Source organism: Allobosea sp. P1_A7 (genome assembly GCF_056406775.1).
Genome location: NZ_JBFTZN010000187.1, coordinates 1 through 11,624, shown reverse-complemented (window position 1 = coordinate 11,624; position 11,624 = coordinate 1). Strand labels below are relative to the sequence as shown.

General features: G+C 65.3%; 13 protein-coding genes and 1 pseudogene. 8 read left to right on the top strand and 6 right to left on the bottom strand.

Annotated elements, in window-relative coordinates; genetic code table 11:
* A pseudogene (locus tag AC1D34_RS26010) lies at positions 1–243 on the bottom strand (hypothetical protein); the annotation flags it as partial.
* The gene (locus tag AC1D34_RS26005) at positions 240–857 is read right to left on the bottom strand and encodes a DsbA family protein (RefSeq protein WP_476825744.1); all 618 of its coding nucleotides are present in this window, start codon (positions 855–857) and stop codon (positions 240–242) included. The gene AC1D34_RS26005 and the pseudogene AC1D34_RS26010, both read right to left, overlap by 4 nt.
* 176 nt (positions 858–1,033) lie before the next feature.
* Between AC1D34_RS26005 and AC1D34_RS26000 the strand changes: the two genes are divergently transcribed.
* Both AC1D34_RS26000 and AC1D34_RS25995 read left to right on the top strand, forming a co-directional pair.
* Positions 1,034–1,699, top strand: a complete 666-nt coding sequence (locus AC1D34_RS26000; RefSeq protein ID WP_441508184.1) for a response regulator — start codon at positions 1,034–1,036, stop codon at positions 1,697–1,699.
* A 10-nt stretch (positions 1,700–1,709) separates the two neighbouring features.
* The gene (locus tag AC1D34_RS25995) at positions 1,710–3,053 is read left to right on the top strand and encodes an ATP-binding protein (protein ID WP_476825743.1); all 1,344 of its coding nucleotides are present in this window, start codon (positions 1,710–1,712) and stop codon (positions 3,051–3,053) included.
* A gap of 57 nt (positions 3,054–3,110) precedes the next feature.
* Here AC1D34_RS25995 and AC1D34_RS25990 read toward each other — a convergent pair whose 3' ends face one another.
* The 3 genes from AC1D34_RS25990 to AC1D34_RS25980 are packed head-to-tail and all read right to left on the bottom strand — an operon-like array spanning position 3,111 to position 5,756.
* Complete coding sequence (locus AC1D34_RS25990; RefSeq protein WP_476825742.1) at positions 3,111–3,539, bottom strand: DUF411 domain-containing protein; 429 nt, start codon at positions 3,537–3,539, stop codon at positions 3,111–3,113.
* 19 nt (positions 3,540–3,558) lie between these two features.
* A complete protein-coding gene (locus tag AC1D34_RS25985; protein WP_441492395.1) occupies positions 3,559–4,995 on the bottom strand; it encodes an ATP-binding protein in 1,437 nt (478 codons plus the stop codon).
* Entirely contained in the window at positions 4,992–5,756 is a 765-nt protein-coding gene (locus tag AC1D34_RS25980; protein ID WP_476825741.1) for a response regulator, read from the bottom strand. Before AC1D34_RS25980 ends, AC1D34_RS25985 begins: the two co-directional genes overlap by 4 nt.
* A 171-nt stretch (positions 5,757–5,927) precedes the next feature.
* On the opposite strand from AC1D34_RS25980, the gene AC1D34_RS25975 reads away from it, so the two are divergent.
* From AC1D34_RS25975 to AC1D34_RS25950, 6 genes are read left to right on the top strand one after another with little or no spacing between them, the layout of a single operon-like run.
* On the top strand, positions 5,928–6,143 hold the full coding sequence (locus AC1D34_RS25975; protein ID WP_476825740.1) for a hypothetical protein: 216 nt from the start codon (positions 5,928–5,930) through the stop codon (positions 6,141–6,143).
* The gene (locus AC1D34_RS25970; RefSeq protein WP_476825739.1) at positions 6,140–7,648 is read left to right on the top strand and encodes a TolC family protein; all 1,509 of its coding nucleotides are present in this window, start codon (positions 6,140–6,142) and stop codon (positions 7,646–7,648) included. The genes AC1D34_RS25975 and AC1D34_RS25970 overlap by 4 nt, the downstream gene beginning before the upstream one ends.
* An 18-nt stretch (positions 7,649–7,666) precedes the next feature.
* Entirely contained in the window at positions 7,667–9,103 is a 1,437-nt protein-coding gene (locus tag AC1D34_RS25965) for a multicopper oxidase family protein (RefSeq protein ID WP_476825738.1), read from the top strand.
* Between the two features lie 32 nt (positions 9,104–9,135).
* Positions 9,136–9,624, top strand: coding sequence for a cupredoxin domain-containing protein (locus AC1D34_RS25960; protein ID WP_441492390.1), 489 nt, complete (start codon positions 9,136–9,138; stop codon positions 9,622–9,624).
* A gap of 31 nt (positions 9,625–9,655) precedes the next feature.
* Complete coding sequence (locus tag AC1D34_RS25955; protein WP_476825737.1) at positions 9,656–9,949, top strand: copper-binding protein; 294 nt, start codon at positions 9,656–9,658, stop codon at positions 9,947–9,949.
* Between the two features lie 8 nt (positions 9,950–9,957).
* Positions 9,958–10,245 carry a hypothetical protein gene (locus tag AC1D34_RS25950; RefSeq protein ID WP_476825736.1) on the top strand — a complete coding sequence of 96 codons (288 nt, stop codon included), beginning with the start codon at positions 9,958–9,960 and terminating at the stop codon, positions 10,243–10,245.
* 106 nt (positions 10,246–10,351) lie between these two features.
* On the opposite strand, the gene AC1D34_RS25945 is transcribed toward AC1D34_RS25950, so the two are convergent.
* A partial coding sequence (locus tag AC1D34_RS25945; RefSeq protein ID WP_476825735.1) for a tripartite tricarboxylate transporter permease occupies positions 10,352–11,624 on the bottom strand: 1,273 nt, incomplete at its 5' end.

The following is an 11,624-nucleotide window of genomic DNA, read 5'->3' as shown; positions in this document are numbered from 1 at the left end:
CATATAGGCCGGCTTCAGATCCTCGAGCGAAACGGCAGGAACGGAGAAGCGTTGATTGTCGAGCGCCGCATAGCGCTCAGCCGCCAGCGGGTCGACGGTCGGGATGGCATTCGCGATCTGCGGCGGCGGCAGCGAGGTCGTCGTGCAGGCGCCGGCCAGGAGCGGAAAGCCGACGGCGGAGAGGACCATCCTGACCGCCTTGCGGCGCGATGGCAGCATCGCCGAGCGAGTCTGCAGTCTCATCGTGCCGCCTGCTTTCCGCGTGCATCGGCGACGACCTGCTTGAAGCCCTTGTAGTCGAGCGTCGAGGTCCGGAACGGTCCGACCAGATAGGTTGGCGTGCCCTGCAGGCCCAGCGAATCCGCTTGCGCCAGATTGCGCCGCAGCTGTGCCGTGATCTTCTCTGCATTCGCATCGAGATCGGCCTGCAGGCGGTTCATGTCGACGCCTGCGCCCTTGACCGCCGTCAGGATCGTGTCCTTCGAGCTCAGCCGGCCGGGAAGCCCCATCAGAGCCTTGTGAACGGCCTCGTAGCGCCCCTGATAGCCGGCACCGAGCGCGATCTGCGACGCAAGGACGGAGGATTCGCCCAGGATCGGCCATTCCTTGTAGACAAGGCGGATCTTGCCATCCTCCCTGACGACGCGCGCGAGGTCGGGGGCGGATTTCTTGCAGTAGGGGCAGTTGTAGTCGAGGAAGGCAACGATCGTGACATCGCCCTTCGGGTTCCCGCCAGCCGGCGCTTCGGGATCATTGAGGATTCCTTCGACATCGATGGTTTGGGCCATCGCCATGGGCGAGATGAAGGGCGCAGCGGCCAGCGCGGCCGCAATACGAATGAGGWTTCTGCGATTCATGCTGGGTTCCGCTCAGGCTTCCGGGTCCGGATGGACGAATGAGGTCTGGCACCGCACGGCACGCCGGACGGCATGGCCATGCGCTGCGCAAAGGATGCCCCCGGGTCGGAAATCCACCTTAAGCCAGCCTTAAGCCGCGCCAGCGAGGGAGGGCGTGGCCAATGGAGAGAACCGAAATGCGTATCCTCGTCGTCGAGGATGATCCTGTTCTGTCGGACGGGCTGAAAGTCGGGCTCGGGCTTGCCGGCGCGACGGTGGACCGCGTCGAGACCTGCGCCGAGGCGCTGGCCGCGCTCGCGACCTCCTGTTTTGACGCCGTGGTGCTCGATCTGATGTTGCCGGATGGGTCCGGGCTCGACGTGCTGAAGGAGATGCGGGGCAAGTCCGACCGCACGCCCGTCCTCCTCCTGACGGCGCTCGACGAGGTCGCAGACCGGATCCGCGGCCTCGATGCCGGCGCCGACGACTATCTCGGCAAACCCTTCGATCTCGACGAGCTGGCGGCCAGGGTGCGCTCCGTGGCGCGCCGAAATGCCGGTCGGGCCGCGCCCGTCATGGCTGCGGGCGCCATCATGCTCGACCCCGCAACGCTTGCTGCCAGCGTCGCCGGCACGCCCGTCACGCTCTCACGGCGCGAATTCGCAGTGCTGTCGGCACTCATGGAGCGTCCTGGCGCGGTCCGCTCGAAGGGTGAAATCGAAGACCGGCTCTATGGCTGGCAGGAGGATATCGAGAGCAACGCCGTCGAGGTCCATATCCACAATCTGCGTGCCAAGATCGGCCGCGACGCGATCGAGACCGTGCGCGGCCTCGGCTACCGGATGAGACAGGTGACGAAATGAGGCCTGGGCCATGACCTCCCTGCGCACGCGCCTCTTCGTCATCCTGATTGCCGCCACCGGGCTGATCTGGCTCAGCGCGGTCGCCTGGATCTATCTCGACAGTAGGTCCAAGCTGGAACATGTGCTCGACACCCGCCTGCAGGAGGCGGCGAAGATGGTGCATTCGCTGGTCGACGCCGGCCGGATGCCGGACACCGCGATCGCCGGACTGCCCGGCGCGACGGTCGAGCCGGCATTCTACGAGCGCCAGCTATCCTGCCAGATCTGGTCTCTCGACGGCCGGCTGGTTGCCCGTTCCAGCGGTGCGCCGGGCTCCCAGCTGACCGATCAGGCCGCCGGCTTCTCCGATCGAACGGTCGATGGCGAACGCTGGCGGGTCTACGCGGTCGAAGATGCCCAGAAGGGCATTCGCGTCATGGTCGGCGATCGCATCGGCTTGCGTCATGGGCTGGTCAACGACCTGATCACCGGGCTTCTCGCGCCCGCGCTGCTGATCGCCCCGTTGCTCGGCCTGCTGATCTGGCTCAGCCTCGGCCGGGGCTTGCGCCCGCTCGCGACCATGGCTGCGGAACTCAAGTCCCGTGACGCCGAGGACATGCGTCCCCTCGCGGCCGCCGAAGCCCCCATCGAGGTCCGGCCGCTTGCGCAGGCGCTGAACGGTCTGTTCGACAAGGTTGCGGCCGCTCGCCGCCACGAGCGCGAGATCACGGCCTTCGCTGCCCATGAATTGCGAACCCCGCTGGCTGGCTTGAAGACTCAGGCGCAGATCGCGCTGGCCACGACCGACGCATCGATCAGGGAAGGCGCGCTGCGCCAGATCCTGATCTCGGTGGACCGGACGGCCCGGCTCGTTCGGCAGCTGCTGACGCTCGCAAAGCTCGAGACTGAACAGCAGGCTCCAGCCACGAGTCGTGTCCGGGTCAGCGGGCTCCTCGCCGAGATCATCGACAATGCGGCTCCGGCGGCCGGCATCGACGTCGAGATCGACCCTGGGCTCGCAGCCCTGGATGTGCCAGGTGACCGCGAGAGCCTCGCCCTGGCGCTGCGCAATCTGCACGAAAACGCAATCCAGCATATGCCGCGCGGTGGTGTCGTATCCTGGCGTCCGACGGCCGAGGGTCGCGGCGTCGCGGTATTCGACCAGGGCCCCGGTATCCCCCAGGAGGAACTCGGCCTGGTCACGCAACGCTTCTACCGCGGTCGCCACAAGAGCCCGACAGGCACAGGGCTCGGCCTGACCATCGTCGACATCGCCGCCAGGCGCGTCGGAGCGCTGCTCGTGCTGAGCAACCGCACAGACGGCCCGGGATTGCAGGCGGCGCTCCTCTGGAACGACGGTTCGCTGCAGCGCTGAAGCAGCGGCCTGAAGGGTGGATTGCGCTACTCGGGCCGCTGCAAACAGGTGGTTAGGTCAGTGCTTCGCGAAGACCGTCGTCTCGCCATCTGCCCCGACCAGAAGCGTCTCATACCGGTCCGGCGTCACGCCCTCGACCTCCATGCCGGGAGATCCGACCGGCATGTCGGGCACCGCCAGGCCGATTGCAGCCGGCTTGTCCTGCAGCAGCTTGCGGATGTCCGGGGCCGGCACATGGCCTTCGATGAAATACCCCTCGATGATCGCGGTATGGCAGGACTGGACCCTATCGGGCACGCCGACCAGGCGCTTGCTTGCTGCCATGTCCTTGCTCTCGACGACCTTGGGCGAGAACCCCGCCTGTTCGAGATGCTTGACCCAGGACTTKCAGCAGCCGCAGCTCGGGCTGAGATGGACCTGGATGGACTGGGCCGCCGCCGGAGCAGCGAAGAGCGCGAGCATCAGCGCGGTAGCAAGGGTTTTCATCGTTCTCTCCAGATAGACATCATGAGCGGGCCGGGTTCGCGGCCGGCAAGGGAAAGCGCCCCGTCGTCAGCGCATCCGCGAATTGCTGTTCGCTGGCAGCCAGCGTCGGCAACGTCACCGTGACCCGGAGGCCTCCTTCCGCCCGGTTGGCGAGCAAGATCTCGCCGCCATGGGCATGAATGACCGCGCGCGCGATCGTCAGCCCGAGTCCGGTACCGCCGGTTTCCCGGCTGCGCGATTCCTCGAGCCGGACGAATGGCTGGAAAGCACGCTCGACCTCCTGCTCGGGAATGCCCGGCCCGTCATCCTCGATGATGAAGCTCAGGCCGGTCGGTGTCTCCGATATGGCGATCGAGACCTGATCGCCATATTTCACCGCGTTACCGATCAGGTTCCAGAATGCGCGCTTCAAGGCGAGCAGTCGCCCGAGTACGCGGCCATGACCGAGTCCGCTGAGCGTGATCGTTCGCCCCTGATCGATATGGTCGTCGACGATGGTTTCGATCACTGAGACGATGTCGAGTGGACGGATCGCCTCGCTGGAGACGCCGCCGCGCAGGAATTCGAGCGTCGAATCGATCATCGCCTCCATTTCGGAAAGGTCGGCATCGACCAGATCGCGCGTCGCATCGTCCTCCATCAGCTCCGAGCGCAGCCGCAGACGCGTGATCGGCGTGCGCAGGTCATGCGAGACCGCCGCCAGCGCCTGCATGCGCTCGGCGACGAGGCGCTGGATGCGCTCGCCCATGGTGTTGAAGGCGCGCGCCGCCCGGCGCACCTCAGCGGGGCCGACCTCGCTGAGCGGTGTCGGGGCCTGGTCGAGGCTGAAGCGCTCGGCTGCCAGCGCAAGGTCGCGCAGCGGCCGCGTCGCCCAGCGCAGCAGCAGCACGCCGATGACGATGATCGCCACGCCGAAACAGATCATGATCGCCAGCACGTTCCAGTCGGCATGCTGCGCGGCCCCGAGCGTCGTCGAGGAGAAATTGACCCAGGAGCCGTCGTCCAGCCTGACCGAGACCAGCATCATATGGCGATCGGCATCTCCCTCTCCGGCGCCTGGGGCCCCGCCATCGGCATAGCCTAGGCGAAACGATTCCGATGCGAGCTCAGGCGCGAGTTCCTTCAGCCGTGCCGCCATCGCCTGCGTGCGTTCGGTTTTCGGCGCGGTACCGAGGACGAGGCTGACATTGCTCCAGTGCACCTCCAGGCTCGCGCTCGACAGATCATGGGCGACGCGATCGCGCTCTGCATCGTGCACGTTGCCGGCGATCGCGCGCTTGATCGTGACAATGCGCTCCGCCAGCGCCTTGTCGCGCTGCACATTGGCCATGCTGTCGACGCTGACGCGATAGGCCCAGTAGCCGGCGAAATGGAAAGCCAGCAGCGCCGCGACGAGGATCAGGATGGCGCGGCCCGCAACCGTGTCGGGCCAGCGCGGACGGAGGGACTTGCTCATGCCGGCTCACCCTCGCGCGCCTGCACGGTCGGCGTGAACATGTAGCCCGAGCCTCGGATGGTCTTGATCAGCTGGCTGCCATTCGTATCCGCCTCGAGCTTGCGGCGCAGGCGGCTGATCTGGACATCGATCGTCCTGTCGAAAGGGTCGTCACTGCTGCGCGTCTTGGCAAACTGCATCAGCGCCTCTCGCGAGAGCACCCTGTTGGCGTGTTCGGCAAAGGCAAGCAGCAGGTCGAACTCGCCAGTCGAAAGATCGACCAGCGTTCCCGACGGCGACAGCAATTCCCGGCGGCGCAGATCCATCGTCCAGCCATCGAAGCCTATCTGCTCGCTGGCGCGATCACTCGGCTCGCCCCGGCGGATGCGCGTGCGCCGCAGCACGGCCCGAACCCGCGCCAGCAGCTCGCGTGGACTGAACGGCTTGGTCACATAGTCATCGGCGCCGACCTCGAGCCCCTGTATGCGGTCGCTCTCCTCGCTACGGGCCGTCAGCATCACGATCGGCACCGGCGAGATCGCGCGGATATCGCGGCAGAGTTCAATCCCCGAACGGCCCGGCAGCATCAGGTCGAGAATGACGAGGTCGATCTCGCTGCGTTTGAGGATGTCGAACATYGCATCGCCATCGGCGGCGCCGCTGACCTGATAGCTATGCCGCTGCAGGAAGCGCGCGACGAGCAGGCGGATCTGCGGGTCGTCGTCGACCACCAGCACATGGCCGTGATCCTCGGCCTGAACGCTTGCAGGGATTGGGTTCAACTTCGGACTTCCGACTGGACGGGCGAGGAGTGATCGGTACGCGGCTCAAGGGTCAAGATAACGCCTGCTTGCGCCAAATGCGCGGATCGCTTCGCAACAATTTGTAACGGACGCGGCCGGAGCGCCGTTGCTAGTCAGACGTCACCACGCCGCTGGAGACGCCGAATCGCAATGATTGCAAGACCACTCCTCCTCRCAACCCTTGCGATCGTGCTCGGCGCCTGCGCCGGCAAACCGCTGCCTGACTATCTCGCACGTCCGGCCGATCCGAACGTGAACGTCCCCGCCCCTGCCTATCAGACCGTCACTGCCGGCAGCACCGTGCTGCGCCCGGCCGAGCCGAAGGACTGGCGTGAACTCAATCGGCGCGTTGGACCGCAGCCATGACCGAAGGACCGATCACTGTGGCCACGCCTGCGTCCATCCCTTTCCGGTCGATCATGCGCTTCCCGTCTGTTTCCCGCCTCGCCCTTGTCGCCGGCATGGCCGCGCTCCTTGGCGGTTGCGCGACCTTCTCCGCCGATGGCGGCATCGGCCCGGCGCAGAATCTCGCCTTCAGCGAGCTGAAGAAGGACGTGGTCAAGATCAATGATGCCGGGGCGGCGATCAGCGCCAAGGCTGGCGTCGACCAGCTGCTAAGGAAACCGCTGACGGCCGATTCCGCGGTGCAGATCGCGCTGCTCAGCAATCGCGGCCTGCAAGCCGCCTTCAATGATCTCGGCATTGCCGAGGCGCAGATGGTCGCGGCGAGCCTGCCGCCCAATCCCCGCTTTGGCATCTCCAAGCTTTCAGGACGATTTGAACTGGAGATCGAGCGCCAGGTCGCAGGCAGCCTCTTCGCGCTTGCGACATTGCCGGCGCGCGCCGCAATCGCCCGCGAGACATTCCAGACCGCACAGTTGCGCGCCGCCGAATCCGTGCTGAAGCTGGCAGCCGACACGCGCCGGCAGTATTACCGGGCCGTCGCCGCCAATGCGCAGGTCGGCTTCTTCGAGCAGGCCAAGAACTCCACCGACGCCGCCTCCGAGCTGTTCAAGCGGCTCGGCGAGTCCGGCGGCATCAACAAGCTCGATCAGGCCCGCGAATTCGCCTTCGACGCCGAGCTCGGCGCCCAGCTCGGCCAGGCACGCCTGCTGCAGCGCCAGGAGCGCGAACGCCTCGTGCGGCTGCTTGGCCTGTGGGGCGACGAGCTGAAGTTCCAGATCCCCGCCAATCTTGCGCCCCTTCCGCAAATCCAGAGTGCCAAGGCGATCGAAGCCGAGGCCTTGCGCAAGCGGATCGATCTGCAGATCGCCCGCGGCGATCTCGACGCGCTGGCGAAGTCGCTGGGCCTCACCAACGCAACCCGCTTCGTCAACGACGTCGATCTGCTCGGCCGGCGCACCTATGACCGTGGGCGCAGGGCTCTGGCCGATGGTGACGTCGAGCGGGAGTCGAAGCGCAGCACCACGCTCGAACTCGAAATCGAGATCCCGATCTATGATTTCGGACAGTCGCGCGTGGTCCAGGCCGAGCAGAACTATATGCAGGCCGCCAACAAGCTTGCCGAGAAGGCCGTCAATATCCGCTCGGAAGCGCGCGAAGCCTATACCAGCTATCGCGCCACCTATGACATCGCTCGGCAATACCAGAATAACGTCCTGCCGCTGCGCAAGATCATCCAGGACGAGTCGCTGCTGCACTATAACGGCATGCTCGTCGATGTGACGCAGCTCATCACCGATGCGCGCGGGCGCATCCTGTCGAATGTCGCCGCGATCAATGCGCGCCGCGATTTCTGGATCGCCCATACCGACCTCAAGCACGTCGTGATCGGCGGTGGCGGCACCGGTGGCGGTGGAGCGACCGCCGCCGCGAGCACCGGTGGCGACGGCGGCGGCGCAGGCCATTAGCGAGCAAGGAACGACACCATGACCATGTCACGCAGAGGCTTCATCGGCTCGTCCGGCCTCGTCCTTGCCGGTGCGACAGCCGTCTCCGGCCGCACCGCCTTCGCTTCGGTCCCCGAGGCGCCGACCATGACGGACGCCTCGACCCAGGCACCACTGGTTCCAACCAGCGGGCCGGATTACCAGCCGGTCGCCACTTTGAACGGCTGGACCCTGCCCTGGCGGATGAACGGCGACTGGAAGGAGTTCCATCTCGTCGCCGAACCGGTCGAGCGCGAGCTCGCGCCGGGCATGAAGGCCTATCTCTGGGGCTATAACGGCCAGTCGCCGGGCCCCACCATCGAGGCCGTGGAGGGCGACAAGGTCCGCATCTTCGTCACCAACAAGCTGCCAGAGAACACGACGATCCATTGGCATGGCCAGCGTCTGCCCAACGGCATGGATGGCGTCGGCGGGCTGAACCAGCCGCATATCCCGCCGGGCAAGACCTATGTCTACGAGTTCCTGCTGCGGCGCTCCGGCACCTACATGTACCACCCGCATTCGGACGAAATGGTCCAGATGGCGATGGGCATGATGGGCTTCTTCGTCGTTCATCCCAAGGACCCGGCCTTCCGCCGCGTCGACCGTGATTTCGTCTTCCTGCTCAATGCCTTCGACATCGAGGCCGGCTCCTATGTGCCGAAGGTCAACACGATGCTCGACTTCAACCTGTGGTGCTGGAACAGCCGGGTCTTCCCGGGGATCGATCCTTTCGTCGTGGCAAAGAACGACAAGGTGCGCATCCGCTTCGGCAATCTGACGATGACGAACCATCCGATCCACATGCACGGCTACGAGTTCAAGGTCTCCTGCACGGATGGCGGCTGGGTCGATCCAGCGGCCGCCTGGGACGAGGTCTCGATCGATGTCGCGGTGGGCCAGATGCGCGCCTTCGACTTCGTCGCCGACGAGCTCGGCGACTGGGCGATCCATTGCCACAAGTCGCACCACACCATGAATGCCATGGGCCACTCGGTGAAAACCTATATCGGCGTCGGCAAGAAGGACATTGCCAAGCGGATCGCCAAGATCGCGCCGGGCTATATGCCGATGGGCTCCAACGGCATGGGCGAGATGGGCGCGATGGAAATGCCCCTGCCGAACAACACTCTGCCGATGATGACGGGTTTCGCGCAGTTCGGCCCGGTTGAAATGGGGGGCATGTTCTCGGTCGTGAAGGTCCGYGAGGGCCTCGCCCAGAACGACTACAAGGACCCCGGCTGGTTCAAGCACCCGGAAGGCACCGTCGCCTACGAATTCAAGGGCGCYACGCTGACCGAGGCACCCCGTGCGACTGCGCCCGACAGCGGCGTGCAATCAGCCGACTGGCGCGTGAAGGATCCGCGCAAACCCCGACTCGGCCCGGATGGCAAACCGCTGCCCGCGGCCAAGGCCGGCGGCCATTCCAACCACTGAGCGTCCATCGACATCCCTTCGGGAGAGGAACCATGTCAAAGCAGTTCACGAAACTCGGCTTGGCGGCTGTGGCCGTCATGTTCTCCGCCGCCGCAGCGCTGGCCGGTCCTGGCGGAGCCGGGCACGGCCATGGCGACGAGACCGCCTATGGCAAGCCGGGCGATCCCAAGAAGCCGGCCCGGCTGATCCAGATCGCCATGGCCGAGCGTGACGGCAAGATGCAGTTCATCCCGGACAGGATCGAGGTCCGGCGCGGTGAACAGATCCGTTTCCAGCTGCGCAACAATGGCGAGCTCGATCACGAGCTGGTCGTGGCGACGCTCGAGGAGAACCTCAAGCACGCCGTCGAGATGCAGAAGAACCCCGACATGGAGCATGACGATCCGAACGCCAAGCGCCTCTCCCCCAAGAAGACCGGGGAGATCGTCTGGCAGTTCACCAAGGCCGGGCAGTTCGATTTCTCGTGCCTGATCCCCGGCCACCGCGAAGCCGGAATGACCGGCACCATCACCGTCAAGTGACCGCGGCAACCCTCACATCACGATGGAGACCATGATGCGCAGACTTCTCACGATCGCGCTCGTTAGCGGCAGCCTTGCTGGCGCGGCCCTGGCGCAGGACGCAGCTCTGGTGAGCGCGACGGTCAAGAAGGTCGATATGGCTCACGGCAAGATCACGCTTGATCACGGCCCGATCAAGAACCTCGACATGGACGGCATGACGATGGTGTTCAAGGCCGCCGACCCGGCCATGCTCAAGGAGTTGAAGGCCGGCGAAAAGGTCAAGTTCACCGCCGAGCGCGTCAACGGTCAGATCACCGTCACCTCGCTGCAGAAGGCGAAGTAAGCACGGCGGTGACCCGCAACTCGGCGGGCAGCGGGCGCGATCGGTTCTTCGCGGCACTCGCTGCCCTCGTCATATCCGCTCCATCCCCTGGCGCCGCAAGCGACGGTGACCTGCAACGCGCCCTGCTCGAATCCGGTTGTGCCAACGCCAAGGTCACTAGGCTGCCCGATCAGCGCAAGATCGTCATCTACCGGGCGAACTGCCTCAGTACCGAGCACAAGGTGATCGAACTGGTCTGCATCGCTGGTCGTTGCACAGCAAGCAGCCCCTCGTCGGAGGACGAGCGGGACAGGTAGCCGATGAGCCCCTTGCCGACAGTCCGCTCAGGGGAAAGAGCACAATGGAAAGAAGGCCGGCAGCGCAATCATCGCTGCCGGCCTTCCTTTTTGGCTTCAAGCGGCGTCACAGGTCCTGCGGCATCGGCCTTGCCGGATGCTTCGGCGCCCGCAGCGAGGCGACGATCGTCCAGGCAATGATCCCGACCGTCACCGCCGCAAGCACCGCCGCGATCGGTCGATTGACCAGGCCGATCAGGCTGCCGTCGGACTTGATCATCGAGTTGATGAAATACTCCTCCAGCAGCGGGCCGAGCACCACGCCAAGAATGACCGGCGCAACCGGAAAGCCGTTCTCCTCCAGCACGAAGGCAAGCGCACCGAAGGCCAGCATCAGCCCGACATCGAAGAGCGAGTTGTTGATCGCATAGGAGCCGACGATGGCGAAGAGCAGGATGATCGGCATCAGGATCTTGCGGGGCACCTGCAGCACCCGCGAGGCCACCTTGATGATCGCCCAGCCGAGCGGCAGCATCAACAGGTTGGCAATGACGAAGACGAGAAACAGCGCGTAGACGTTCTCGGGATTGTTGACGAAGATCGTCGGCCCCGGCGCCATGTTCTTCATCATCAGGACACCGATGGCGATCGCGGTGATCGAGTCGCCGGGAATGCCGAAGACGAGAGCCGGAATCCAGGCGCCGGCAAGCGAGCTGTTATTGGAGGCTCCTGCCTCGATCAGTCCTTCGGGGTGACCCGTGCCGAATTTCTCGGGCGTCTTCGAGAAGCGCTTGCTCATCGCATAGGACATCCAGGCCGCCATGTCGGCGCCGCTGCCGGGCTGGATGCCGACGACGGTCCCGAGCGCGCTGCCGCGAACAAGCTGCCACGGGTACTGCTTGGTCAGCCGCCACATATTGGCGAAGATCGGCCCCATCTTCTTGATGACGATCTGCGGCGCGCTTCCGTCCGAGATCATGTGGCGCATCACCTCCGAGCAGGCGAACATGCCGACCATCATCGGGATCAGCGAGACACCGCCGAGCATCTCGGTGGAGTCGAAGGTGAAGCGCGGCTGGCCGGCCGGATTGTTCATGCCGACAAGCGAGATCATCAGGCCGATCAGCAATGCGATACAGGCCTTGAGCGGCGTCGAAGAGCCAATGAAGACTGCCCCGCCGAGACCGAGCATGACGATCCAGAAGAACTCGACCGAGCCGAAGCCAAGTGCGAAATCGGCGATGGCCGGGGACGCCGCCATCATCACCGCGGTTCCGAACAGGCCACCGAGAACCGAGAACCAGAGCCCGATGCCGAGCGCCAGCTCAGGCTCGCCCCGCAGCGTCATCTGGTAGGAATCGTCGACATAGGCCGCYGAGGCCGGCGTGCCGGGAATGCGC

Excerpts from the sequence above, each read along its gene's own strand:
- AC1D34_RS25955 (WP_476825737.1), top strand. The coding sequence starts at position 9,656 with ATGATGCGCAGACTTCTCACGATCGCGCTCGTTAGCGGCAGCCTTGCT.
- AC1D34_RS26000 (WP_441508184.1), top strand. The coding sequence starts at position 1,034 with ATGCGTATCCTCGTCGTCGAGGATGATCCTGTTCTGTCGGACGGGCTG.
- AC1D34_RS25970 (WP_476825739.1), top strand. The coding sequence starts at position 6,140 with ATGACCGAAGGACCGATCACTGTGGCCACGCCTGCGTCCATCCCTTTC.
- AC1D34_RS25995 (WP_476825743.1), top strand. The coding sequence starts at position 1,710 with ATGACCTCCCTGCGCACGCGCCTCTTCGTCATCCTGATTGCCGCCACC.
- AC1D34_RS25960 (WP_441492390.1), top strand. The coding sequence starts at position 9,136 with ATGTCAAAGCAGTTCACGAAACTCGGCTTGGCGGCTGTGGCCGTCATG.
- AC1D34_RS25985 (WP_441492395.1), bottom strand. The coding sequence starts at position 4,995 with ATGAGCAAGTCCCTCCGTCCGCGCTGGCCCGACACGGTTGCGGGCCGC.